Genomic DNA, 23,840 nt, shown 5'->3' on the forward strand with positions numbered 1-23,840 from the left:
CAGACGGACTTACGTCAGTAGGGAATCGCGTTTAATAAAGCAAAAATGGTTGTTACAGTTAAAAAGCTTAGGTTAGATCTCGTTTTTCGCTATTTTGTGGCGATTTTTAGGCGAATTCCAGGAATTATCTGCGTGAAGTGTAAAACCGTGTTTACACTTCCTGGTCGACAAGATAGATTGAAAGGATTGCTTTCATTACTAAAGATATGGCAGAGCTGGAAAGAAGATGAATTATCAGAACGACGATTTACGCATTAAAGAGATCAATGAGTTATTACCTCCTGTAGCACTCCTTGAGAAATTCCCCGCCACTGAAAATGCCGCAAACACGGTTTCTCATGCTCGTAAAGCGATCCATAAGATCCTGAAAGGTAATGACGATCGTCTTCTGGTGGTGATTGGCCCGTGCTCAATCCACGATCCTGCCGCGGCAAAAGAGTATGCCGCGAGACTGCTTAAGCTGCGCGAAGAGCTTAAAGATGAGCTGGAAATTGTGATGCGCGTGTACTTTGAAAAGCCGCGCACCACCGTTGGCTGGAAAGGGCTGATTAACGATCCGCATATGGACAACAGCTTCCAGATTAACGACGGCCTGCGTATTGCGCGCAAGCTTTTGCTGGAGATTAACGACAGTGGCCTGCCAGCCGCCGGTGAGTTCCTGGATATGATTACGCCACAATATCTGGCAGACCTGATGAGCTGGGGCGCCATTGGCGCGCGTACCACTGAATCTCAGGTTCACCGTGAACTGGCGTCCGGCCTCTCTTGCCCGGTGGGTTTTAAAAACGGTACCGATGGCACCATCAAAGTCGCTATTGACGCCATCAATGCGGCAGGGGCACCACACTGCTTCCTGTCCGTGACCAAATGGGGTCACTCTGCCATTGTTAACACCAGCGGTAACGGTGACTGCCATATCATTCTGCGCGGCGGTAAAGAGCCTAACTACAGCGCAAAACATGTCGCAGAGGTGAAGGTCGGGCTGGAAAAAGCGGGGCTGCCGCCTCAGGTGATGATCGACTTCAGCCACGCCAACTCCAGCAAGCAGTTTAAAAAGCAGATGGAAGTCGGCGCAGATGTTTGTCAGCAGATTGCTGGCGGCGAGAAAGCGGTGATAGGGGTGATGATTGAAAGCCATCTGGTTGAGGGTAACCAGAACCTCGAAGGCAGCGAGCCGCTGGTCTATGGCAAGAGCGTGACGGATGCCTGCATTGGCTGGGAAGATACCGACGCCATCCTGCGTCAGCTGGCGAATGCGGTAAAAGCCCGTCGCGGTTGATTCTTCCGGCACAAATAAAAAAGCGCGGAAGGCTCCGCGCTTTTTTTATGTCCGGCGAAAATTACTTCGCTTTACCCTGGTTCGCAACAGCCGCGGCTTTCGCTGCGATCTCATCCGCGTTACCCAGATAGTAGTGTTTGATTGGCTTGAAGTTTTCGTCGAACTCATACACCAGCGGTACGCCAGTCGGGATGTTCAGTTCGAGGATCTCGTCTTCACCCATATTGTCCAGGTATTTCACCAGCGCGCGCAGGGAGTTACCGTGAGCGGCGATGATCACGCGCTCACCGCTTTTCAGGCGTGGCAGAATGGTTTCGTTCCAGTAAGGAACAACGCGGTCAATGGTCAGCGCCAGGCTCTCGGTGGTTGGCAGCTCAGCGTCGGTCAGTTTCGCGTAACGCGGGTCGTGGCCCGGATAGCGCTCGTCATCTTTGGTCAGCTCTGGTGGGGTTACCGCGAAGCCGCGACGCCACTGTTTAACCTGCTCGTCACCGTACTTCTCAGCGGTTTCGGCTTTGTTAAGACCCTGCAGCGCACCGTAGTGACGCTCGTTCAGTTTCCAGGATTTCTCAACCGGCAGCCAGGCCTGATCCAGCTCGTCCAGCACGTTCCACAGGGTGTGGATGGCACGTTTCAGCACAGAGGTGTAAGCAAAATCAAAGCTGAAGCCTTCTTCTTTCAGCAGTTTACCTGCTGCTTTTGCTTCGCTTACGCCTTTCTCAGACAGATCAACGTCGTACCAACCGGTGAAGCGGTTTTCGTTGTTCCACTGGCTTTCGCCGTGGCGCACCAGAACCAGCTTAGTAATAGCCATCTCTTACTCCTCAAGCATTTTTAGAATGATAACAATTCTCATTATATTGCCGTGGCCGTGCCAGCAGCAACGCTTAACCCTAACCATAGCGAAAATAGTCTCTGAGTGTAAGGTGCTTGTGAATCCAGGGTTATGATTTTGTCTGCGATTGGCGCTATTTTCAGCAAGGCGTGCAGAAAAAAGCCCTCCGGGGGAGGGCTGACGATGTTGCGGCCGGAGGTTAAGCGTGCGGAGTAAAATGATACTCGGTGACGCTGACGTACTCTTCACCCGGGCGCAGCACACAGTCCGGCTGTGGCCATTCGGGATGGTTCGGGCTGTCCGGCAGGAACTCGCTTTCCAGCGCCAGACCTTGCCAGTCGCTGTACTCGCCGTGCTCACGTGCGGTTGTCCCGCCAAGATAGTTACCTGAGTAGAATTGCAGGGCAGGGGCGCTGGTGTAGACCGTCATCTGCAGTTTTTCATCCGCAGACCAGACCTGTGCAGCAGGCTGTTTCACATCGCCTTGTGCCTGCAGCAGGAACGCGTGGTCGTAACCTTTCACCTTGCGCTGATCGTCATCGCTCAGGAAATCCTGGGCGATAGATTTTGCGTTGCGGAAGTCAAAGCTGGTACCTTCCACGGGCTTCAGCCCCTGATACGGAATGCCCATCTCGTCCACCGGCAAATAGGCATCCGCAAGGATCTGCAGCTTATGGTTACGCACATCGCACTGATTACCGTCCAGATTGAAGTAGGCGTGGTTGGTCAGGTTGACCGGACACGGCTTATCGGCCGTCGCACGGTATTCAATGGCGATACGGTTGTCGTCGGTCAGCGTAAAGCGTGCAAACGCGGTAAGGTTACCCGGGAATCCCTGGTCGCCATCCAGCGAGTCAAGTGAAAACAGCACTTCCCGGTCGTTTTGCTGGACAATTTTCCAGCGGCGTTTGTCAAATCCTTCCGGTCCACCATGCAGCTGGTTCTCACCCTGGCTTGGCAGCAACGTGTAGCGAACACCGTCGAGCTCAAAACGACTTTTCGCAATGCGGTTCGCATAGCGCCCGACGGACGCGCCAAGATAGGCGGCCTGGTTGATATACTGCTCAGGCGAGGCGCAGCCGAGAAGGGTTTCGCGCACGCTGCCGTCTGGCATTGGTACGCGGGCGGAAAGTAGGGTGGCACCCCAGTCCATGAGCGTAACAACCATCCCCGCGCTGTTGCGCAGGGTTAACAGGCGATACGGCAGACCATCCGGTGCGAGGGTTGGCGTTTCGTTTAGCACTGTCCGGCTCCTTGTGATGCTTTACAAACATAGAACGTTTCTTTAATGCCCGTTTTGGCTTCGTACTGTTTCTCCACCGCCGACTGGACGGCCGGGACGAGATCTTCCGGCACCAGAGCGACGATGCAGCCACCAAAACCACCGCCCGTCATGCGTACACCGCCTTTATCGCCGATGACCGCTTTGACAATCTCCACCAGGGTGTCGATTTGCGGAACGGTGATTTCGAAGTCATCGCGCATGGAGGCGTGGGACTCTGCCATCAGTTCCCCCATACGTTTCAGGTCTCCTTTTGCCAGCGCGGAAGCGGCTTCAACGGTTCGGGCGTTTTCGGTCAACACATGACGAACGCGTTTTGCCACTACCGGATCCAGCTCGTGCGCCACTTTGTTGAATTCATCAAGCGTCACGTCGCGCAGGGCCGGCTGCTGGAAGAAGCGTGCGCCGGTTTCGCACTGCTCGCGGCGGGTGTTGTACTCGCTGCCCACCAGCGTACGTTTAAAGTTGCTGTTGATAATCACGACCGCGGCACCCTTTGGCAGGGGAACGGCTTTGGTTCCAAGCGTTCGGCAGTCAATCAGTAACGCATGCTCTTTTTTGCCCAGCGCGGAGATAAGCTGGTCCATGATGCCGCAGTTGCAGCCCACAAACTGATTCTCCGCTTCCTGGCCGTTCAGTGCGATTTGCGCCCCGTCCAGCGGCAGATGGTACAGCTGCTGGAAGACGGTTCCCACCGCCACTTCCAGGGATGCCGACGAGCTTAAACCGGCCCCTTGTGGCACGTTGCCGCTGATGACGAGATCTGCACCGCCAAAATTCTTGTTACGCTTTTGCAGATGTTTCACCACGCCGCGCACATAGTTGGACCACTGCTGGCTGTCGTGGATAACAATCGGGGCATCGAGGGAAAACTCGTCCACCTCATTACCGTAATCCGCCGCAATCACGCGCACTTTGTGGTCATCGCGCTTTGCGCAGGCGATCACCGTCTGGTAATCAATGGCACAGGGCAGAACAAAACCGTCGTTGTAGTCGGTGTGTTCACCAATCAGGTTTACGCGGCCAGGTGCCTGGATAACGTGGGTGGCAGGGTAGCCAAATTTTTCAGCAAACAGGGATTGTGTTTTATCTTTCAGACTCATTTATTAGACTCCTGATTCGCGATAATGGACATCGCTAACGGCACGCAGGCGTTCTGCGGCCTGTTCTGCCGTCAGGTCACGCTGGGTTTCCGCCAGCATTTCATAGCCCACCATAAATTTACGCACCGTCGCAGAACGCAGCAGCGGCGGATAGAAATGGGCATGCAATTGCCAGTGTTGATTCTCTTCGCCGTTAAACGGTGCGCCGTGCCAGCCCATTGAGTACGGGAAGGAGCACTGGAACAGATTGTCGTAACGGCTGGTCAGCTTTTTCAGCGCCAGCGCAAGATCGTCACGCTGTGCGTCGCTGAGATCCGTAATGCGCTGAACATGTGCTTTAGGCAGCAGCAGCGTTTCAAAGGGCCACGCCGCCCAGTACGGTACAACGGCCAGCCAGTGTTCCGTTTCGACCACAGTACGGCTACCGTCGGCCAGTTCACGCCGGGTGTAGTCCACCAGCATCGGGGAGCCGTTTTCCGCGTAATAGGCTTTTTGCAGGCGATCTTCTCGTTCGGCTTCGTTGGGCAGGAAACTGTTCGCCCAGATCTGCCCGTGTGGATGCGGGTTAGAGCAGCCCATCGCGGCGCCTTTATTTTCGAATACCTGCACCCACGGATAAGTCTGGCCCAGCTCCGCAGTTTGTGCCTGCCAGGTGCTCACCACCTCTTTCAGCGCATCAACGCTAAGCTCCGGTAGCGTTTTGCTGTGATCGGGCGAGAAGCAGATCACGCGGCTGGTTCCCCGGGCGCTTTCACAACGCATCAGCGGATCATCGCTCTGCGGCGCGTCCGGCGTGTCGGTCATGAGCGCGGCAAAATCGTTGGTGAAAACGAAGGTGCCTTTGTAGTCCGGGTTTTTATCTCCCGTTACGCGGGTGTTGCCCGGACACAGGAAGCAGTCCGGGTCGTGCTGTGGCAGCGTCTGTTTTGCAGGCGTCTCTTGCGCCCCCTGCCAGGGGCGCTTGGCGCGATGCGGAGACACCAAAATCCATTGCCCGCTAAGCGGGTTAAAACGACGATGCGGATGATCGACGGGATTGAATGAAGTCATGACGGATCCTTAGTCCGGATAACCTTGTGGGTGGCGAGACTGCCAGTGCCAGGTATCCTGTGCCATTTCATCCAGCGTGCGGGTAACACGCCAGTTAAGCTCTTTATCGGCTTTGGTTGCATCAGCCCAGTATGCCGGGAGGTCTCCTTCGCGGCGGGGGGCGAAGTGATAGTTGACCGGCTTACCGCAGGCTTTGCTGAAGGCGTTAACCACATCCAGCACGCTGCTGCCAATACCGGCGCCGAGGTTGTAAATATGCACGCCCGGTTTGTCGGCCAACTGCTGCATTGCTGCCACGTGGCCGTCGGCCAGATCCATAACGTGGATGTAATCACGCACGCCGGTGCCATCTTCGGTTGGGTAGTCATTGCCGAATACTGCCAGCGACTCGCGGCGGCCCACCGCCACCTGTGCGATATACGGCATCAGGTTATTCGGAATACCCTGCGGATCTTCACCCATATCGCCTGACGGATGGGCGCCGACCGGGTTGAAGTAGCGCAGCAGGGCGATGCTCCACTCCGGCTGTGCTTTTTGCAGGTCGGTCAGGATCTGTTCCACCATCAGTTTGCTTTTGCCGTACGGGCTTTGTGGCGTACCGGTGGGGAAGCTTTCAACGTAAGGAATTTTGGGCTGATCGCCGTAGACGGTGGCGGATGAGCTAAAGATGAAGTTTTTGACGTTCGCCGCGCGCATGGCGGAAATAAGACGCAGGGTACCGTTGACGTTGTTGTCGTAATACTCAAGCGGCTTCGCGACCGACTCACCGACCGCTTTCAGGCCAGCGAAGTGGATCACCGTTTCAATGGCATGGTCGTGGAGGATCTCGGTCATCAACGCTTCATTGCGGATGTCACCTTCGACGAAAGTCGGCTGTTTTCCGCCAAGACGTTCAATCACAGGCAGCACGCTGCGCTTACTATTGCACAGGTTGTCGAGGATGATGACATCATGACCGTTTTGCAGCAGTTGCACACAGGTATGACTTCCTATGTAACCGCTACCACCTGTTACCAGAACTCGCATATTTCGCTCCATTAGGCTTATGGTATGTAATAACCATAGCATAACAGAGACGTGAAAAGTGTGACATGGGATAAATTAGTGGAATCGTTTACACTGTTTTTCAAACCCGCTTTTTTTTGATCCAGTCGCATTGTAGATCAAAGAGATAAAGAAGTATCACTGCAGGTTATCTGAAAAGCGGAGGGCGGTGCCCTCCGGAAGTTAATCGATTTTGCTCAGCAGGTAACGATAGTGCTCACCGTCCGGGATAAACTCCAGACGGTGCGTGATGCAGGCCGGTGCGTCTTCAGCATGATGTGAGACAAACAGTAACTGGGTCTCACCTTCGCCAATCAGCACATCCACAAAGCGACGGATCAACTGGCGGTTCAGCGGATCCAGCCCCTGAAGCGGCTCATCGAGGATCAGCAGGGTCGGGTGTTTCACCAGCGCCCGGACGATCAATGCCAGACGCTGCTGCCCCCAGGACAGACTGTGAAACGGCGCATCAGCGACCCGGTTGTCCATCCCCAGAATATCCAGCCACTGCTGGGCCAGCTTGTGCTGTTTGTCCGATACCGCCTGATAAATACCGATGGAATCAAAGTACCCGGAGAGGATCACATTGCGTACGGTGGTGCTGACCCGGTAATCCAGATGCAGGCTGCTGCTGACATAGCCGATATGCTTTTTGATATCCCAGATGGTTTCACCGCTTCCGCGACGGCGGCCAAACAGGGTCAAATCGTTACTGTAGCCCTGCGGGTGATCGCCGGTGATCAGACTCAGCAGCGTCGATTTCCCCGCGCCGTTGGGGCCGACAATCTGCCAGTGTTCGCCCGGATTAACCGTCCAGCTGAGATGATTCAGGATCGGACGATCGTCATAAGAGACCACCCCGTCACGCAGCACAATCCGCGGCTGATTGGGATCTAAAGCGAGACGTACCGAAGGGGCGTCGGGTTCGGGCAGGGTAATGCCGTCGAGCTTTTCGCTGTGCGCCAGTTGGGCAATCAACGCCTGTTTCAGCAGTACCGATTTTTCGCCGGTTTCGGTAAGGCTGCAGTCCGCCAGCACCCCGGCGTTCTGCACAAAATCCGGGATTTCATCAAAACGGTTAAGCACCAGCACAAGGGTGTAGCCCTGCTGGTTAAGCGAGGCCAGCAGGTCCGCCAGCTGGGCGCGGGACTGCACGTCCAGACCGTCGAACGGCTCATCCAGGATTAACAGCTCAGGTTCACTCATCAGCGCCTGGCAGAGCAGCGTTTTACGCGTCTCGCCGGTAGAAAGGTATTTGAAGCGGCGGTTGAGAAGGGCGGTGATGCCAAACTGCTCCGCCAGCTGCTGACAACGGGCAGGATTGTTGACTTCATCCTGAATAATTTCTGCCGTTGTGCGGCCCGTGTCTTCTTCGCCCGGGCTGAGGAGGTCCGTGTTGTTACGCTGCCATTCATCGCTCACCAGCTTCTGCAGTTGTTCAAACGACAGGCGCGTCGTACGCGTAAAATGGCTCTGGCGTTCGCCTTTAAGCAGGGTGAGCTCTCCGGCCAGCGCCCGGGCCAGCGCGGACTTGCCGCTTCCGTTGGTGCCCACAAATGCCCAGCTTTCACCCGCATGGAGTGTTAAATCTGGCAGCGTCAGCGTTCGGGTATCGCCAAGACGAAACGTACCTTGCGAAATATGCAATGATGACATGATTTATCCCATTTTTTGCAGCATCAGATGTCAGGGATACTCACTGTCGACACGCCTGTCAATCCGCTCAGCACAATGTGGCGATAATTACCCGGTCTGCGTTGAAATATGCGGTGACTACAGCACCTTCTTCTAATTCGTGCGCCTCGCTCAGGGCAACCGTCGCGCACAGCACCTGGCCGTCCGGCAGGGTCATCAGGACCTCACACTGCGCTTCACCACGTTCAATGCGCTGGATGGTGCCCTGCAGCTGGTTGTCTGCCGCTTTGGCGCGTTCGGCATCGCGCGTCACTGCGACCCACGGCGCTTTCAGCAACACCAGCACCTCCTTGCCTTCATCCAGCCCCAGACGCTCTCCGCTTTGGGCGGTAATCGCGGCTTTCAGGCGGGTCGTACCGTCGGCAAGCAGGATCTCGATATGTTGCTGCACCTGCCCGTTATCGCGCGCGGTGACCGTGCCAAACCACTGGTTGCGGGCGCTGGTCTGGAGTGAGAAGCGAGAAATGGCGGCTAACAGGCTGTCCAGCGGGAGGTTATCATCGTCACTTAGCACATCGAACGCTTTCTGCTGGATCTGGGCCAGCAGGTCATAAAGCTGAATCAGACGCTGGCCGTAGCGGGTCAGCACGGCGCCACCGCCCCCTTTGCCGCCCGTGGCTCGCTCAACCAGCATCTGCTCGCTCAGGGTATTCATGTCGTTGATCGCGTCCCAGGCGCTTTTATAACTAATGCCCGCGTTCTTTGCCCCCTGGCTTATTGAACCCGTTTGTTCTATTTGTTTAAGCAGGGCGATACGTCGCGGATCGGCGAAAAGCTTCTGCTGAAGTCGTAGGGTAAGGAGAATTTCAGCCTGCATAACGGAGTGTCCTGACAAAAGGGCTATTGTGAACCAAATGGCACAGGGCGCAAAGGGGACCGCACAAAAGGGGATGTTTTTCTTACTTTTCAGGGTAGAATAAGCCGTCCACAATATCTGGAGAAAACCATGTTAGAGTTGTTGAAAAGTCTGGTATTCGCCGTGATCATGGTACCAGTAGTGATGGCCATCATCCTCGGTGCCATCTACGGCCTGGGTGAAGTGTTCAACGTCTTTTCGAACATTGGTCACAGAGACCGCGCTAAAAAGCAGCACTGATTCCCCACAAAACGCCCGGCTTGCCCGGGCGTTTTGCTCTCAAGTATTTTTCGTCATCGCCGATATGATTTAAAGCATCCGGTAATTGTACCTCTTGATTGGTACGATTTAATGCTGGGATATCTCCGGCGTTGTCGTTATATTATTGCGTATATAACGAAACTCACAGGAGCTACAGATGGCACGTACAGGGTTACGCTTTTTCGCAGGGGCAACGCTGGCACTTTCGCTGACCGGACACGCGCTGGCCGACGAAGGTAAAATTACGGTTTTTGCGGCGGCGTCGCTGACGAATGCGATGCAGGATATTGCTGCAGCGTATAAAAAAGAGAAGAACGTCGACGTCGTCTCCTCTTTTGCGTCTTCTTCTACACTGGCGCGCCAGATAGAAGCGGGGGCACCGGCCGATCTGTTCATCTCTGCCGATCAGAAATGGATGGATTACGCCGTTGATAAGAAAGCCGTGGATACCACAACCCGCGAAACGCTGCTGGGGAATAGCCTTGTCGTGGTCGCGCCAAAAGCCAGTCCGCAGGGTGACATCACCATCAACAAAGAGACTCACTGGACGCGTCTTCTGAACGGTGGCCGGCTGGCAGTGGGCGATCCGGACCATGTACCGGCTGGGATTTACGCGAAAGAGGCCCTGCAGAAACTGGGCGCGTGGCAGACACTGTCATCAGATCTGGCGCCGGCAGAAGACGTACGCGGTGCGCTGGCGCTGGTGGAGCGCAATGAGGCTCCGCTGGGCATTGTCTACGGCTCGGATGCCGTTGCCAGCAAGGGGGTCAAAGTGGTTGGCACGTTCCCGGAAGACGCCCACAAGAAAGTGGAATATCCTGTTGCGATTGTTGATGGACATAAAAATGCGACCGTGACGGCCTTCCAGGCGTACCTGAAGGGGCCGGAAGCGTCCGCAATCTTTAAACGTTATGGATTTACGACTCACGAATGATATTGACCGATCCTGAATGGCAGGCTGTACTGCTGAGCCTGAAAGTCTCTTCCCTGGCGGTTGCGCTAAGTTTGCCCTTTGGGATCTTCTTTGCCTGGTTGCTGGTGCGCTGTAAGTTTCCCGGCAAAGCGCTACTTGACAGCGTTCTCCATCTTCCGCTGGTATTGCCGCCCGTCGTGGTGGGATATCTGCTGCTTGTATCCATGGGCCGACGCGGGTTTATCGGCCAATGGCTGTACGACTGGTTCGGGCTGACCTTTGCCTTTAGCTGGCGCGGTGCGGTGCTGGCCGCGGCGGTGATGTCATTTCCGCTGATGGTGAGGGCCATCCGCCTGGCGCTGGAAGGGGTGGATATCAAACTGGAACAGGCCGCCCGCACGCTGGGTGCCGGGCGCTGGCGCGTCTTTTTCACCATTACGCTACCGCTCACGCTGCCGGGCATTATTGTCGGTACGGTACTGGCCTTTGCCCGTTCGCTGGGTGAATTCGGTGCCACCATTACCTTTGTTTCGAACATCCCCGGTGAAACGCGGACGATCCCTTCGGCCATGTATACGCTGATACAGACGCCGGGTGGCGAAGGTGCTGCGGCGCGTCTGTGCGTTATCTCAATTGTGCTGGCGCTGATATCGCTGCTGGTCTCTGAATGGCTGGCGCGACTCAGCCGCGAGCGGATGGGGAAATAGTTATGCTGGAACTCCATTTCACCCAGACGCTGGGAAACCACACCCTTACACTGGACGAGACGCTGCCTGCCACCGGCATCACCGCCATCTTTGGGGTCTCCGGCGCCGGGAAAACCTCGCTCATTAATGCGATCGGTGGCCTGACACGTCCTCAGGCAGGGCGCATTGTGCTGAATAATCGCGTCCTGAATGACGTTGAAAACAAGATTTACCTGACGCCGGATAAACGGCGTATTGGCTATGTGTTTCAGGATGCGCGGTTATTCCCGCACTACAGCGTGCGCGGGAATCTGCGTTACGGCATGGCCAAAAGCATGGCCGCGCAGTTTGACAAGCTGGTGGCGCTGCTGGGCATTGAGCCACTGCTTGACCGGTTGCCTTCCTCGCTCTCCGGCGGTGAGAAACAGCGGGTGGCGATAGGGCGCGCGTTGCTCACCGCCCCCGAACTCCTGCTGCTTGATGAGCCGCTGGCCTCGCTGGATATTCCGCGTAAACGTGAACTCCTGCCGTATCTCCAGCGCCTGGCGCGTGAAATCAAGATCCCGATGCTGTACGTCAGCCACTCCCTGGATGAAATTCTACATCTGGCGGATAACGTACTGGTGCTGGAAAACGGCAGCGTAAAGGCGTTTGGCAATCTTGAAGAGGTCTGGGGCAGTAGCGTCATGCACCCGTGGCTGCCCCGGGAGCAGCAGAGCAGTATCCTGAAGGTGAGCGTGCTGGAGCACCACCCGCATTACGCGATGACCGCCCTGGCATTGGGCGACCAGCACCTGTGGGTGAATAAAATCGACAAGCCCCTGCAGTCGGCGCTGCGTATTCGTATTCAGGCGTCGGATGTCTCTCTGGTTTTACAGCCTCCGCTGCAGACCAGTATCCGTAATATCCTGCGCGCGAAGGTCGCCGAGTGTTTTGATGATAACGGTCAGGTAGAGGTGCAGCTTGAGGTGGGGAGCAGGACGCTCTGGGCACGGATCAGTCCGTGGGCCAGGGATGAGTTAGGGATCAAACCTGGCCTGTGGCTTTACGCGCAAATCAAGAGCGTCTCCATTACCACCTGATTACAGCAGGTGGGTATAAATGTACTGCGCGATGCTGTCGGTGGTGTTATCGCCAATCACCACGTTAGCGCGCGCTTTCACCGCGTCATCGGCATTGCCCATTGCCACGCCCGTTCCGGCGGCTTCCAGCATGCTGATGTCGTTGTAGTTATCGCCAAAGGCGATTACATCCTGCATTGACCACCCCTGAGACTCCACGAACTGCGTCAGGCGTTTACCTTTGCTGTTGCCTTTACGGGCAATATCCACCTGGTCATGCCAGGACCATTCGCACTCCAGACCCAGCGCCTGTTCAACGTGTTTCGCGAAGGTATTCAGTTTGGTGGTATCTTCATCGGTTAACGCGAATTTCCAGATAGCCTCAACATCCTGAGCCGCCTGGCGCAGGGAAGAGACCTGGGTAAAGACCGGACGCTGCGCTTCTGGCAGAGACTGAGCCCAGTTGGTGGTGCGGATTACGTGGCCGGTCGGGCGCTCATAGACCATCGCATTATCGACATACATCAGGCCGTGGATCGCATGTACATCCAGCAGATCAATTAACTGCAATGCCTGGGGAACCGGCAGCGGGTCGGATTCTAAAACCTTTTTTGCTTGATAATCATACAAATAAGTGCCATTACAACAAATTGCAGGTGTATCTAACGCCAGTGCCTGATAAAAAGGGTGAATGGCAACGTGATGTCGACCCGTTACGATAAGGAGTTGATATCCCACTTCCTGCGCGCGTTTAAGCGCTTGAAGGGAGGAGGGGAGAAGGGTTTTTTGCGGCGTCAGTAAGGTACCGTCTAAATCCAGAGCAATCACACGCGAGGTCATTTGTTTTTCCGGGTTAATATTGAATTTACGATCTGATGGGATGGTACACCGAGAGGCGAACGCGTCAAAATTCCCGTCGACAATTCAGCATTCACCGTCAAAAGTTACCTACTTTCATGCGCAGTGAGGAGTGAATATTCATGAAACAAACCGTTTATACCGCCAGTCCTGAAAGCCAGCAGATCCACGTCTGGCGTTTAAATGCCGAGGGGACCCTCACGCTGGTGCAGGTTGTTGATGTGCCTGGTCAGGTACAACCAATGGCGATCAGCCCGGATAAACGTTTCTTGTACGTGGGTGTGCGCCCGGAGTTTCGCGTGCTGGCCTACCGCATCTCTCCGGATGACGGCGCGCTGACTTACACTGCGGAAGCGCCATTGCCGGGTAGCCCAACTCACATCTCAACCGATCGCCAGGGCAACTTTGTTTTCAGCGGCTCCTATAACGCGGGCTGTGTCAGCGTGACGCGTCTGGAAGAGGGCATTCCGGTCGAAACCGTGGATGTGGTGGAAGGGCTGGAAGGCTGCCACTCGGCGAACATCTCTCCGGATAACCGCACGCTGTGGGTACCGGCGCTGAAGCAGGATCGTATCTGCCTGTTTACCCTGAGCGACGATGGTCACCTGGTGGCGCAGAATCCGGCTGAAGTGACCACCGTAGAGGGGGCAGGCCCGCGTCATATGGTCTTCCATCCAAACCAGCAGTACGCCTACGTGGTCAACGAGCTGAACAGTTCAGTGGACGTCTGGGAACTGAAAGATCCTAACGGGCAGATTGAGTGCGTGCAGACGCTGGATATGATGCCGTCTGACTTCTCGGATACCCGCTGGGCGGCGGATATTCACATTACGCCGGATGGTCGCCATCTCTACGCCTGTGACCGTACTTCCAGCCTGATCACCATCTTTAGCGTCTCGGAAGACGGCAGCGTGCTGGCAGTAGAAGGCTTCCAGCCGACGGAAACGCAGCCGCGTGGCTTTAATATCGATCACAGCGGTAAATACCTGATTGCAGCGGGGCAGAAGTCTCACCACATCGCCCTGTACGAAATCAAAGGCGAGCAGGGCTTGCTGGAAGAGAAAGGGCGCTATGCGGTAGGCCAGGGGCCAATGTGGGTAGTGGTAAACGCTCACTAAGCGGCTTAAAACAAAAAACCTCGCGAACGCGAGGTTTTTTTATGCCCGGTGGTACTGCAGTAACGGACAGGCCGGGTAAGGCGAAGCCGCCACCCGGCAAAACAGATTACTGCTTCGGCTCAGCAACCACTTTGCTACCCAGACCGCGGTTGTTGTATTCCCACATGCGGTTGAAGTTAGCGTCGTTCAGGTTACGCTGCACGTTTCCTTTATCGTCCACGGAACCGGTATTGCCGGAGAATGGACGTTTGGAGATGGCGGCGTCAGCCCATGGTTTTGCCACGTTGAAACCTTCGTTGATAACGCTGTCGCGGATCACAACCTGACCGTTGGTTGCAGAGTCCACGTCCAGGGAGCGACCCAGCTGCGCCACGCCGTCACCGGAGGCGTTGAAGCGGCTGTTGACGGCGAGGAAACCGTAGAACAGATTAGACTGTGTCGCTGGCGCAAAGACATAACCTTCCTGCTGGGTACGTGAGTTCACGACGCGGAAATCGGTGTTATCAAATACCACCGCGCCACGACCGGAGACCATATCCACATCACCTTCGATGTAGCTGTTGGTCACCAGCGTACGGGTCAGACGGTTATTCTGCAGGGTGTTCTGTACGCCGCTGTTGGTCACGAAGAAGGTGTTCTGACGACCCAGAATGTTCACGTTGTTGATCTGCACTTTGTCGCCATCGCTACGCAGCGCCACGGCCTGGTGGTTACCCGCATCAACGCTGTCGCCCAGGGTGTTCTGAATGGTCAGGTTCTGCAGTTGCAGACCGTTGTTCTGAGACCAGACGACCGCAGAACACATCACGCCAATGGTAGCGGCACGCTTGCTCTGGCAGTTATCAAACATATACCAGGCCGGTTTGCCCGGCATGTATTTACCCGCCGGGTTGACCAGGTGACGCCAGGTGGTGCTGTCAATCTCGGAATCAATCGCCAGACCAATTTTAACGTCGATGGCTTTTTCGCCCAGACCGTAAAGGGTGATGCTGCCCGGTGCTGCCGGAATGTAAACGGTACCTTCATATTCACCTGGCATGATCGCGATGTACTGGCGAGATGCGCTGTGTTTGGTGATGGCAGCGTCAACCGCAGCCTGAATAGAGGTATGCGTCACGCCCTGCGCCCCTGCCGGACCCACAACAAAGTTTGGCTGCTTCGGCAGGTTAATAGAAGACGGCGTCCACGGCGCAGCGTTTGGATCCATCGCGGAGAAGTAGTGCGCGCGATCGAAGTTTTTCGCTTCATCAGCGGACAAAATCGGACGGGACGCGGTGCCTGGCGCGACCTGCTCAGAAGGTCGCTGATCCGGTGGCGTTGAACTGCATGCGGATAATGTCACGCCAAAGGCGAGTGCCAACGCCAGACGGGAAATCCTGGAAATGTTCAAGGTGAAGCTCCTGGGTATGCAAGTCTTAAACGAGATAGACGAAATAGCCTGCTTTTTTATACTAAGTTGAGCGAAACGGGAAGATAAAAAGGGGAAAAGTTGCATTTTTCGCCCGCAGGGGGCGGGAAAGTCGTCACAAATAAATAACATTTTCATTAAGGCGGTTGACAGCAGCCAGCAGATGAAAATAAATGTCTATACAACCCATGACAAGTGAAAGGCTTATGCTGCAACTTCATCCTGACGATGTGATATGGCGAAATGCGCGACTGGCGACAATGGTTCCTGGTGAAGAATCTTATGGCCTGCAAGCGCATCATGCCCTTGTGGTGCGCGGTCAAACCCTTCTGGCCGTTATTCCTGAAGCAGACCTCTCTTCCGGGCATGATAAATGCGTCGATCTCGGTGGACGCCTGGTCACGCCGGGTCTTATCGACTGCCATACCCACCTGGTGTTTGGCGGCAATCGCGCGGCGGAGTGGGAGCAGCGTCTCAACGGTGTCTCCTACCAGACCATCAGCGCACAGGGGGGCGGAATTAACGCCACCGTCTCGGCAACCCGCGACAGTTCGCCGGAAAATTTGCTTACACTGGCGCAGCAGCGGCTGGAGCGGTTAATGAATGAAGGGGTGACCACCCTGGAAATCAAATCCGGCTACGGTCTTAACGCCGCGGCTGAAGAGAAAATGCTGCAGGTCGCACGCCAGCTCAGCCTGAGTAATCCGGTTGAGATCAGCCCAACCCTGCTGGCGGCACATGCGGTTCCGGCGGAATACCGCCACGATCCAGACGCGTACCTTACCCTGGTGTGCGAGCAGATCATGCCCGAACTGTGGCAAAAAGGGCTGTTCGAAGCGGTGGATGTTTTTTGTGAAAACGTCGGCTTCACGCCAGCACAAACCGAGCGGCTTTTCCTGGCCGCCCGCGCACGGGGTATTCCGGTGAAAGGGCACGTGGAGCAACTTTCTAACCTGGGCGGTGCGGCGCTGGTCAGCCGATTTAAAGGGTTATCTGCCGATCATATCGAATACCTGGATGAAAAGGGTGTTCAGGCCATGGCGCAAAGCGGCACGGTTGCGGTACTGCTGCCCGGCGCGTTCTATTTTCTTCAGGAGCGTCAGCGTCCACCGGTTGAACAGCTCCGGGCGCAGGGCGTACCGATGGCGGTCGCCACGGATTACAACCCCGGCACCAGCCCGTTCGCGAGCATTCATCTGGCCATGAACATGGCCTGCGTACAGTTTGGCCTGACGCCTGAAGAGGCCTGGGCTGGCGTCACGCGGCACGCCGCGCAGGCGCTGGGGCGTGGAACAACGCACGGGCAGTTAAAGGCCGGTTTTATGGCTGATTTTATCGTCTGGGATGCAGACCATCCGGTAGAAATGGTTTACGAGCCGGGACGCAATCCGCTGTATCAACGCATTTTCCGGGGGGAGGCAGTATGAGTTGGCAGCCCGTTGCAGAGACCGTCTGGCAGGGGCGCGACGACAGCGCCGAGGCCAGCAACGCAAAACGTATTTTTCAGACCATACGCCAGCCGTCTCAATTTACCCCGGTTTCATCCGCGATTGCGCTGATAGGCTTTGCCTGTGATGAAGGAGTAAGGCGTAATCAGGGCAGGCAGGGTGCGGCGCAGGCTCCCGACGTGCTGCGTAAGGCGCTGGCGAACATGGCAACGCATTCCGGCCACGAACGGCTGGTGGACATGGGGTCGGTTTACGTTGAGGATGACCAACTGGAAGAGGGCCAACAGGCACTGAGCGATGCCGTGGTCACCTGTCAGCAGGCTGGCATGCGTACGCTGGTGTTGGGCGGCGGACACGAGACCGCCTGGGCCCACGGCCGTGGTATTCTTGAGGCGTTCCCGAATGAGCGCGTGGCGGTCATCAACCTGGATGCGCATCTTGATTTGCGCAAGGCCGAACGGGCCACCTCCGGCACCCCGTTTCGTCAGCTGGCGAACTACTGTGCTGACCACGCGCGGGAATTTCAGTACGCCTGTTTTGGCGTCAGCCGCGCGGCGAACACCCAGGCGCTGTTTGACGAGGCTGAACGGCTTAACGCCACGCTGGTGGACGATCTGCATTTCCACCTGGATGCGCTATCAGCCCTGGAACAGGTGCTGGCGCAGGCCGATCGTGTTTACCTCACCATTGATCTGGACGTTCTGCCCGCAGCCGAGATGCCCGCCGTGTCAGCCCCCGCGGCGTTAGGCGTGCCTGCGCGGGATCTCCTGCCCGCGATCGAGCGCATTTGCCGTAGCGGAAAACTGCAGGCCGCCGATCTGGTAGAATTTAACCCTCACTACGATCGGGACGGACAGGGGGCGAAGCTTGCCGCCCGTCTGGCCTGGCAAATTGCTCACTGGTGGGCATAACAATATTTAAGGAGTCACGATGTTCTCACGCTCACCTCAGCCGCCGTCCGGCTCTCCCGCGCCTTTCTACGAAAAGGTGAAGCAGACGATCAGCGAAAAAATCGCCACCGGCGTCTGGCGGCCGCATGACCGCATTCCCTCTGAAGCCGATCTGGTGGCGCAGTTTGGTTTTAGCCGGATGACCATCAATCGGGCGTTACGCGAGCTAACCGACGAAGGCCTGCTGGTGCGCCTGCAGGGGGTCGGGACGTTTGTGGCGGAGCCGAAAGGACAATCGGCGCTGTTTGAAATCCGCAGCATTGCGGACGAGATAGCGTCGCGAAACCATCAGCACCACTGCGAAGTGCTGGTGCTTGAAGAGACGCAGGCCAGTGCCGAGCAGGCTGCGGTACTGAACGTCAAGGAGGGAACCCGGATCTTCCATTCCGTAATGGTGCATTTCGAAAATGACGTGCCGGTGCAGATTGAGGATCGCTGCGTAAACGCCGAACGGATACCGGACTATCTGGACCAGGATTACACTCAAACCACGCCGCATGCCTTTCTCTCGCTTGTCGCACCGCTGACGGAAGGGGAGCACATTGTGGAAGCGGTGCGCGCGACGCCGCAGGAGTGCGAGCTGCTGCGTATCAAAGAGCACGATCCCTGCCTGCTGATCCGCCGCCGCACCTGGTCATCCGCGCAGATTGTGTCGCATGCAAGACTGCTGTTCCCCGGTAGCCGCTATCGGTTGCAGGGCCACTTTATGTCATAAGTTTTAAAAGCGTGATAGCTAACGCAATATAACAAAATTGTATCATTTTTGTTAAATCTGACCTTGTGTGTGCTTGTCTATACAAGTATATCTAAATGCATCATCTGTCCCGTATGAGGAGCACACAATGTCGTCAGGTAAATACCGTCAGCAGGATGTCCGCGCCGCGCGCGGCACCACCCTTACCGCCAAAAGCTGGCTCACCGAAGCACCACTGCGCATGTTGATGAACAACCTTGATCCTGAGGTTGCGGAAAACCCCCACGAACTGGTGGTGTACGGCGGCATTGGCCGCGCCGCGCGCAACTGGGAGTGCTATGACGCCATTGTTAAGGCCCTGACCGAACTGGAACACGACGAAACCCTGCTGGTGCAATCCGGCAAGCCGGTCGGCGTGTTTAAAACCCACAAAAACGCGCCGCGCGTTTTGATTGCCAACTCCAACCTGGTCCCACACTGGGCGACCTGGGAACACTTTAACGAACTGGATGCCAAAGGGCTGGCGATGTATGGCCAGATGACCGCGGGTAGCTGGATCTACATTGGCAGCCAGGGGATTGTGCAGGGCACCTATGAAACCTTCGTCGAAGCCGGTCGTCAGCACTACAACGGCTCGCTGAAAGGCCGCTGGGTACTGACCGCGGGTCTGGGTGGCATGGGCGGTGCACAGCCGCTGGCCGCGACGCTGGCTGGCGCCTGCTCGCTGAACATTGAGTGCCAGCAGAGCCGCATCGATTTCCGTCTGCGTACCCGCTATGTTGACGAACAGGCCGACAGCCTCGATGACGCGCTGGCGCGTATCAAAAAATACACCGCGGAAGGTAAAGCGGTATCGATAGCGTTGTGCGGCAACGCGGCAGAGATCCTGCCGGAACTCGTGGCCCGTGGCGTTCGCCCTGACCTCGTCACCGACCAGACCAGCGCCCACGATCCGCTGCACGGTTATCTGCCAAAAGGCTGGACGTGGGAAGCCTACCAGCAAAAAGCCGAAACCGATCCTGAAGGCACGGTACTGGCCGCTAAGCGTTCGATGGCAGAACACGTCTCCGCCATGCTGGCGTTCAGCGAGATGGGCATTCCGACCTTCGATTACGGCAACAACATCCGCCAGATGGCAAAAGAGATGGGCGTCAGCAACGCCTTTGATTTTCCGGGATTTGTCCCTGCCTATATTCGTCCGCTGTTCTGCCGCGGTATCGGTCCGTTCCGCTGGGTGGCCCTGTCCGGCGACCCGGAAGATATCTACAAAACCGATGCCAAAGTGAAGGAAATTGTCGCGGACGATGAACACCTGCACCACTGGCTGGATATGGCCCGCGAGCGCATTAACTTCCAGGGCTTGCCGGCGCGTATCTGCTGGGTTGGGCTGGAGTGGCGGCAAAAGCTGGGTCTGGCTTTTAACGAAATGGTGCGTAGCGGCGAAGTGTCAGCCCCGATTGTGATTGGTCGCGACCATCTGGATTCTGGCTCCGTCGCCAGCCCGAACCGTGAAACCGAAGCCATGCGCGACGGCTCCGACGCGGTCTCCGACTGGCCGCTGCTGAATGCCTTACTCAACACCGCCAGCGGCGCGACCTGGGTATCGCTGCACCACGGTGGCGGCGTGGGGATGGGCTTCTCCCAGCATTCCGGGATGGTTATCGTCTGTGACGGAACGGATGAAGCCGCCGCGCGTATCGCACGCGTGCTGCACAACGACCCGGCAACCGGCGTGATGCGTCACGCAGATGCGGGTTACGAGATTGCTATTGAATGTGCCACAGAGCAGGGACTTAACCTGCCGATGATCCCTGCCACACAAGGAAAGCATGAATGAACGCGTTAACACTCACTCCCGGCTCGCTCACGCTCAAACAGCTGCGTCACGTCTGGCGTCAGCCGGTCACGCTTTCGCTGGATGAAAGCGCCCATGCCGCCATTAACGACAGCGTGGCCTGCGTTGAAGCCATTATTGCCGAAGGGCGTACCGCCTACGGTATCAACACCGGTTTTGGTCTGCTGGCGCAGACGCGCATTGCCACGCACGATCTGGAAAATCTCCAGCGTTCGCTGGTGCTTTCCCATGCCGCAGGCGTTGGCCAGCCGCTGGACGACGAGATTGTCCGTCTGATGATGGTGCTCAAAATTAACAGTCTGGCGCGCGGCTTTTCCGGCATTCGTCTGAGCGTGATCCAGGCCCTGATAGCGCTGGTGAACGCGGAAGTCTATCCGTGGATCCCCGCCAAAGGCTCCGTTGGCGCCTCCGGCGATCTCGCCCCGCTGGCGCATATGTCGCTGCTGTTGTTGGGGGAAGGTCAGGCGCGCTGGCAGGGAGAGTGGCTCCCGGCAAAAGAGGCGCTGAAAAAGGCCGGATTAGCGCCAATCACCCTTGCGGCAAAAGAGGGGCTGGCGCTGCTTAACGGCACGCAGGCCTCCACGGCCTTTGCGCTGCGCGGTCTGTTTGAAGCCGAAGATCTGTTCGCCTCGGCCGTGGTGTGCGGTGCGCTGACCACGGAGGCGGTGCTGGGCTCGCGTCGTCCGTTTGACGCGCGTATTCATGACGTACGTGGCCAGCGCGGGCAAATTGACGCTGCCGCAATGTATCGCCATCTGCTGACGGAGACCAGTGAGATTGCTGATTCGCACCATAACTGTGACAAGGTACAGGATCCGTACTCGCTGCGCTGTCAGCCGCAGGTGATGGGCGCGTGTCTGACGCAGCTGCGCCAGGCCGCAGAAGTGCTGCTGGTGGAAGCCAATGCGGTGTCCGATAACCCGCTGGTGTTCGCCCAGGAAAACGAAGTGGTCTCCGGTGGTAACTTCCACGCCGAGCCCGTGGCGATGGCGGCGGATAACATCGCGCTGGCGATTGCCGAAGTGGGCGCGTTGTCCGAGCGGCGCATTGCGCTGATGATGGATAAGCATATGTCCCAGCTGCCACCGTTCCTGGTGCGCAACGGCGGGGTGAATTCAGGCTTTATGATTGCCCAGGTGACGGCCGCAGCGCTGGCGAGCGAAAACAAAGCGCTGTCGCATCCGCACAGCGTGGACAGCCTGCCAACCTCTGCCAACCAGGAAGACCACGTCTCAATGGCTCCGGCAGCCGGACGTCGTCTGTGGGAGATGGCCGCCAATACCCGTGGCGTGCTGGCAGTGGAATGGCTGGCGGCGTGTCAGGGGATCGATCTGCGTGAAGGGCTGAAGTCCAGCCCGCTGCTGGAGCAGGCACGTCATGCGCTGCGTGAGTACGTATCGCATTACGATGATGACCGCTTCTTTGCGCCGGATATTGATAAGGCGATGCAGCTTCTGGAAGAGGGGCGTCTGGTGGGGTTGCTGCCGCCGGTGTTGTGATTTTTTCCCCCTCACCCTAACCCTCTCCCACAGGGAGAGGGAATTGTCAGGTTTTCTCCCTCTCCCTGTGGGAGAGGGCCGGGGTGAGGGCATCACCCCGCACAATTACGAATACATCGCCGTAATCGACGCGCTCTCCAGCGAATGGAAATGCACATTAAACCCTACCATCGCGCCGCTCGCCCCTTCGTCGACCTCAATCTTCTCTACATCCAGCGCGTGAACCGTGAAGATATAGCGGTGCGTTTCTCCTTTAGGCGGCGCCGCGCCACCGTAACCGGCTTTCCCAAAATCGGTGCGCGTCTGAATGGCGCCTTCCGGCAGGGCGACCAGGTCGGAGCCGGAACCCTGCGGCAGAACGCGCGTATCGGCGGGCAGGTTGGCCACAACCCAGTGCCACCAGCCGGAGCCGGTTGGCGCATCCGGGTCGTAGCAGGTGACCACAAAGCTTTTGGTGCCCGCCGGCACATCGTCCCATGCCAGGTGCGGAGAGATATTATCTCCCTGATACCCCATCCCGTTGAAGACGTGGCGTTCAGGCAGTTTTTCGCCGTCGCGCAGATCTTTACTGATGATTTTCATACGGTTTGCCCTCGTTATTCACTCGTTCAGGAAGTGTAACGCATAGGGTCAAATCGTGAAATGCGCCGGAATGTTAACGGCTTCAACCACCGCGGCGGTTAACGTGCGTAGCTGTTCAGCCGTGATGATATACGGTGGCATCAGGTAGATAAGTTTGCCGAAAGGCCGCACCCAGACACCCCGCTCTACAAAGAAGCGCTGCAATGCCGCCATATTCACCGGATGGGTGGTCTCAATCACGCCGATGGCACCCAGCACGCGTACGTCCGCCACGAAGTTCGCCCCCGAGGCGGCACTGAGCTCTTCTTTCAGCTGCGCCTCAATCGCCGCAACCTGCGTTTGCCACTCGCCGTTTTGCAGGATCGCGAGACTTTCGTTTGCCACCGCGCAGGCCAGCGGATTGCCCATAAAAGTCGGGCCATGCATAAAGCAGCCCGCTTCGCCGTCGCTGATGGTGTCGGCCACCTGACGGGTAGTGAGGGTGGCGGAGAGCGTCATGGTGCCGCCGGTCAGCGCTTTCCCCAGGCACAGGATATCCGGTGTGATATCCGCATGTTCGCAGGCAAACAGCTTACCCGTGCGGCCAAATCCGGTGGCGATCTCATCGGCAATCAGCAGGATGCCCTCGCGGTCACACATTTTACGAATGCGTTTTAACCACTCGGGATGGTACATGCGCATCCCACCAGCACCCTGAACAATCGGTTCGAGGATCACGGCGGCAATCTCATGGCGGTGGGCAGCCATCAGCCGCGCAAAGCCGACCATGTCCATTTCATTCCACTCGCCGTCGAAACGGCTCTGCGGGGCCGGGGCAAACAGGTTTTCCGGCAGGTACCCCTTCCACAGGCTGTGCATGGAGTTATCCGGATCGCACACCGACATCGCGCCAAAGGTATCGCCGTGGTAGCCGTTGCGGAAGGTCAGGAATCGCTGACGGGATTCCCCCCTGGCATGCCAGTACTGCAGCGCCATTTTCATCGCCACTTCCACCGCCACCGAGCCGGAGTCGGCAAGGAACACGCACTCCAGCGCATCGGGCGTCATCGCCACCAGACGACGGCAGAGATCAACCGCCGGTTGATGGGTAATGCCGCCAAACATCACGTGCGACATCTGCTCGATCTGCGCTTTCATCGCGGCATTCAGACGCGGGTGGTTGTACCCGTGAATGGCCGCCCACCAGGATGACATACCGTCAACAAGCGGCTCGCCGCTGGCAAGGTGCAGTTCGCAGCCGTGGGCCGAGGCCACTGGGTAGACCGGAAGCGGGCGGGTCATGGAGGTGTAAGGGTGCCAGATATGCTGCTGGTCGAAGGCGAGATCGTCCTGGGTCATAATCGACTTGTAAACCATTTTGAAA

The 23,840-nt window shown here is 57.0% G+C and carries 22 protein-coding genes; 11 read left to right on the forward strand and 11 right to left on the reverse strand.

Going from position 1 to position 23,840, the window contains the following annotated elements; translation table 11 throughout:
* The first annotated feature begins 226 nt into the window (after nucleotides 1-226).
* On the forward strand, nucleotides 227-1,279 hold the full coding sequence (gene aroG, locus VF709_RS08760) for a 3-deoxy-7-phosphoheptulonate synthase AroG (protein ID WP_013097523.1): 1,053 nt from the start codon (nucleotides 227-229) through the stop codon (nucleotides 1,277-1,279).
* Between the two features lie 61 nt (nucleotides 1,280-1,340).
* Here the strand turns inward: aroG and gpmA are convergent, their stop codons facing one another.
* From gpmA to modE, 7 genes are all read right to left on the reverse strand, one after another.
* Nucleotides 1,341-2,093 (reverse strand): 2,3-diphosphoglycerate-dependent phosphoglycerate mutase, encoded by a 753-nt coding sequence (gene gpmA, locus VF709_RS08765; protein WP_008501111.1) that lies wholly within the window; start codon nucleotides 2,091-2,093, stop codon nucleotides 1,341-1,343.
* A gap of 220 nt (nucleotides 2,094-2,313) precedes the next feature.
* Complete coding sequence (gene galM / locus VF709_RS08770) at nucleotides 2,314-3,357, reverse strand: galactose-1-epimerase (RefSeq protein ID WP_149896560.1); 1,044 nt, start codon at nucleotides 3,355-3,357, stop codon at nucleotides 2,314-2,316.
* Nucleotides 3,351-4,499 carry a galactokinase gene (gene galK, locus VF709_RS08775; RefSeq protein ID WP_040020652.1) on the reverse strand — a complete coding sequence of 383 codons (1,149 nt, stop codon included), beginning with the start codon at nucleotides 4,497-4,499 and terminating at the stop codon, nucleotides 3,351-3,353. Before galK ends, galM begins: the two co-directional genes overlap by 7 nt.
* Nucleotides 4,500-4,502: 3 nt before the next feature.
* A complete protein-coding gene (gene galT / locus VF709_RS08780; RefSeq protein WP_013097520.1) occupies nucleotides 4,503-5,549 on the reverse strand; it encodes a galactose-1-phosphate uridylyltransferase in 1,047 nt (348 codons plus the stop codon).
* A 9-nt stretch (nucleotides 5,550-5,558) separates the two neighbouring features.
* Nucleotides 5,559-6,575: a UDP-glucose 4-epimerase GalE gene (gene galE, locus VF709_RS08785; protein ID WP_023622345.1), complete on the reverse strand. Its 1,017-nt coding sequence runs from the start codon at nucleotides 6,573-6,575 to the stop codon at nucleotides 5,559-5,561.
* 201 nt (nucleotides 6,576-6,776) lie between these two features.
* Nucleotides 6,777-8,249 (reverse strand): molybdate ABC transporter ATP-binding protein ModF, encoded by a 1,473-nt coding sequence (modF, locus tag VF709_RS08790; protein WP_023622344.1) that lies wholly within the window; start codon nucleotides 8,247-8,249, stop codon nucleotides 6,777-6,779.
* A 67-nt stretch (nucleotides 8,250-8,316) separates the two neighbouring features.
* A complete protein-coding gene (modE, locus tag VF709_RS08795) occupies nucleotides 8,317-9,105 on the reverse strand; it encodes a molybdenum-dependent transcriptional regulator (protein ID WP_013097517.1) in 789 nt (262 codons plus the stop codon).
* A gap of 129 nt (nucleotides 9,106-9,234) precedes the next feature.
* Between modE and VF709_RS08800 the strand changes: the two genes are divergently transcribed.
* The 4 genes from VF709_RS08800 (at nucleotide 9,235) to modC (ending at nucleotide 12,086) form a co-directional block, all read left to right on the forward strand.
* A complete protein-coding gene (locus VF709_RS08800) occupies nucleotides 9,235-9,384 on the forward strand; it encodes an AcrZ family multidrug efflux pump-associated protein (RefSeq protein ID WP_013097516.1) in 150 nt (49 codons plus the stop codon).
* Between the two features lie 178 nt (nucleotides 9,385-9,562).
* Entirely contained in the window at nucleotides 9,563-10,339 is a 777-nt protein-coding gene (modA, locus tag VF709_RS08805) for a molybdate ABC transporter substrate-binding protein (RefSeq protein WP_038418921.1), read from the forward strand.
* The gene (gene modB / locus VF709_RS08810; protein WP_013097514.1) at nucleotides 10,336-11,025 is read left to right on the forward strand and encodes a molybdate ABC transporter permease subunit; all 690 of its coding nucleotides are present in this window, start codon (nucleotides 10,336-10,338) and stop codon (nucleotides 11,023-11,025) included. The genes modA and modB overlap by 4 nt, the downstream gene beginning before the upstream one ends.
* A gap of 2 nt (nucleotides 11,026-11,027) precedes the next feature.
* Nucleotides 11,028-12,086, forward strand: coding sequence for a molybdenum ABC transporter ATP-binding protein ModC (gene modC, locus VF709_RS08815; protein ID WP_029882496.1), 1,059 nt, complete (start codon nucleotides 11,028-11,030; stop codon nucleotides 12,084-12,086).
* Here the strand turns inward: modC and VF709_RS08820 are convergent, their stop codons facing one another.
* Complete coding sequence (locus VF709_RS08820) at nucleotides 12,087-12,905, reverse strand: pyridoxal phosphatase (protein WP_062934963.1); 819 nt, start codon at nucleotides 12,903-12,905, stop codon at nucleotides 12,087-12,089.
* A 140-nt stretch (nucleotides 12,906-13,045) separates the two neighbouring features.
* Here VF709_RS08820 and pgl point away from each other — a divergent pair, with 140 nt between their 5' ends.
* The gene (pgl, locus tag VF709_RS08825) at nucleotides 13,046-14,041 is read left to right on the forward strand and encodes a 6-phosphogluconolactonase (protein WP_013097511.1); all 996 of its coding nucleotides are present in this window, start codon (nucleotides 13,046-13,048) and stop codon (nucleotides 14,039-14,041) included.
* A gap of 106 nt (nucleotides 14,042-14,147) precedes the next feature.
* Here the strand turns inward: pgl and VF709_RS08830 are convergent, their stop codons facing one another.
* Nucleotides 14,148-15,431, reverse strand: a complete 1,284-nt coding sequence (locus tag VF709_RS08830) for a putative acyl-CoA thioester hydrolase (RefSeq protein WP_038986074.1) — start codon at nucleotides 15,429-15,431, stop codon at nucleotides 14,148-14,150.
* 224 nt (nucleotides 15,432-15,655) lie between these two features.
* Between VF709_RS08830 and hutI the strand changes: the two genes are divergently transcribed.
* The 5 genes from hutI (at nucleotide 15,656) to hutH (ending at nucleotide 21,895) form a co-directional block, all read left to right on the forward strand.
* Entirely contained in the window at nucleotides 15,656-16,876 is a 1,221-nt protein-coding gene (gene hutI / locus VF709_RS08835; RefSeq protein WP_097533700.1) for an imidazolonepropionase, read from the forward strand.
* Entirely contained in the window at nucleotides 16,873-17,808 is a 936-nt protein-coding gene (gene hutG / locus VF709_RS08840; protein WP_058683711.1) for a formimidoylglutamase, read from the forward strand. Before hutI ends, hutG begins: the two co-directional genes overlap by 4 nt.
* A 19-nt stretch (nucleotides 17,809-17,827) precedes the next feature.
* Nucleotides 17,828-18,562 carry a histidine utilization repressor gene (locus VF709_RS08845; protein WP_013097507.1) on the forward strand — a complete coding sequence of 245 codons (735 nt, stop codon included), beginning with the start codon at nucleotides 17,828-17,830 and terminating at the stop codon, nucleotides 18,560-18,562.
* 127 nt (nucleotides 18,563-18,689) lie between these two features.
* A complete protein-coding gene (hutU, locus tag VF709_RS08850) occupies nucleotides 18,690-20,378 on the forward strand; it encodes a urocanate hydratase (protein ID WP_029882491.1) in 1,689 nt (562 codons plus the stop codon).
* The gene (gene hutH / locus VF709_RS08855; RefSeq protein ID WP_149896562.1) at nucleotides 20,375-21,895 is read left to right on the forward strand and encodes a histidine ammonia-lyase; all 1,521 of its coding nucleotides are present in this window, start codon (nucleotides 20,375-20,377) and stop codon (nucleotides 21,893-21,895) included. The genes hutU and hutH overlap by 4 nt, the downstream gene beginning before the upstream one ends.
* Nucleotides 21,896-22,000: 105 nt before the next feature.
* Here hutH and VF709_RS08860 read toward each other — a convergent pair whose 3' ends face one another.
* Together VF709_RS08860 and bioA are read right to left on the reverse strand one after the other, a co-directional pair.
* Complete coding sequence (locus VF709_RS08860) at nucleotides 22,001-22,477, reverse strand: kinase inhibitor (RefSeq protein ID WP_013097504.1); 477 nt, start codon at nucleotides 22,475-22,477, stop codon at nucleotides 22,001-22,003.
* Nucleotides 22,478-22,525: 48 nt separating this feature from the next.
* The gene (gene bioA / locus VF709_RS08865; protein WP_047024379.1) at nucleotides 22,526-23,833 is read right to left on the reverse strand and encodes an adenosylmethionine--8-amino-7-oxononanoate transaminase; all 1,308 of its coding nucleotides are present in this window, start codon (nucleotides 23,831-23,833) and stop codon (nucleotides 22,526-22,528) included.
* Nucleotides 23,834-23,840 lie beyond the last annotated feature (7 nt).

Source organism: Enterobacter sp. Lyrl_3 (genome assembly GCF_051948675.1).
Classification (GTDB): domain Bacteria; phylum Pseudomonadota; class Gammaproteobacteria; order Enterobacterales; family Enterobacteriaceae; genus Enterobacter; species Enterobacter cloacae.

Bases quoted from the DNA above. Each gene is read 5' to 3' on its own strand.
- aroG (WP_013097523.1), top strand. From the start codon at position 227: ATGAATTATCAGAACGACGATTTACGCATTAAAGAGATCAATGAGTTA.
- gpmA (WP_008501111.1), bottom strand. From the start codon at position 2,093: ATGGCTATTACTAAGCTGGTTCTGGTGCGCCACGGCGAAAGCCAGTGG.
- galK (WP_040020652.1), bottom strand. From the start codon at position 4,499: ATGAGTCTGAAAGATAAAACACAATCCCTGTTTGCTGAAAAATTTGGC.
- galT (WP_013097520.1), bottom strand. From the start codon at position 5,549: ATGACTTCATTCAATCCCGTCGATCATCCGCATCGTCGTTTTAACCCG.
- galE (WP_023622345.1), bottom strand. From the start codon at position 6,575: ATGCGAGTTCTGGTAACAGGTGGTAGCGGTTACATAGGAAGTCATACC.
- modF (WP_023622344.1), bottom strand. From the start codon at position 8,249: ATGTCATCATTGCATATTTCGCAAGGTACGTTTCGTCTTGGCGATACC.
- modE (WP_013097517.1), bottom strand. From the start codon at position 9,105: ATGCAGGCTGAAATTCTCCTTACCCTACGACTTCAGCAGAAGCTTTTC.
- VF709_RS08800 (WP_013097516.1), top strand. From the start codon at position 9,235: ATGTTAGAGTTGTTGAAAAGTCTGGTATTCGCCGTGATCATGGTACCA.
- modA (WP_038418921.1), top strand. From the start codon at position 9,563: ATGGCACGTACAGGGTTACGCTTTTTCGCAGGGGCAACGCTGGCACTT.
- modB (WP_013097514.1), top strand. From the start codon at position 10,336: ATGATATTGACCGATCCTGAATGGCAGGCTGTACTGCTGAGCCTGAAA.
- modC (WP_029882496.1), top strand. From the start codon at position 11,028: ATGCTGGAACTCCATTTCACCCAGACGCTGGGAAACCACACCCTTACA.
- VF709_RS08820 (WP_062934963.1), bottom strand. From the start codon at position 12,905: ATGACCTCGCGTGTGATTGCTCTGGATTTAGACGGTACCTTACTGACG.
- pgl (WP_013097511.1), top strand. From the start codon at position 13,046: ATGAAACAAACCGTTTATACCGCCAGTCCTGAAAGCCAGCAGATCCAC.
- hutI (WP_097533700.1), top strand. From the start codon at position 15,656: ATGCTGCAACTTCATCCTGACGATGTGATATGGCGAAATGCGCGACTG.
- hutG (WP_058683711.1), top strand. From the start codon at position 16,873: ATGAGTTGGCAGCCCGTTGCAGAGACCGTCTGGCAGGGGCGCGACGAC.
- VF709_RS08845 (WP_013097507.1), top strand. From the start codon at position 17,828: ATGTTCTCACGCTCACCTCAGCCGCCGTCCGGCTCTCCCGCGCCTTTC.
- hutU (WP_029882491.1), top strand. From the start codon at position 18,690: ATGTCGTCAGGTAAATACCGTCAGCAGGATGTCCGCGCCGCGCGCGGC.
- hutH (WP_149896562.1), top strand. From the start codon at position 20,375: ATGAACGCGTTAACACTCACTCCCGGCTCGCTCACGCTCAAACAGCTG.
- VF709_RS08860 (WP_013097504.1), bottom strand. From the start codon at position 22,477: ATGAAAATCATCAGTAAAGATCTGCGCGACGGCGAAAAACTGCCTGAA.
- bioA (WP_047024379.1), bottom strand. From the start codon at position 23,833: ATGGTTTACAAGTCGATTATGACCCAGGACGATCTCGCCTTCGACCAG.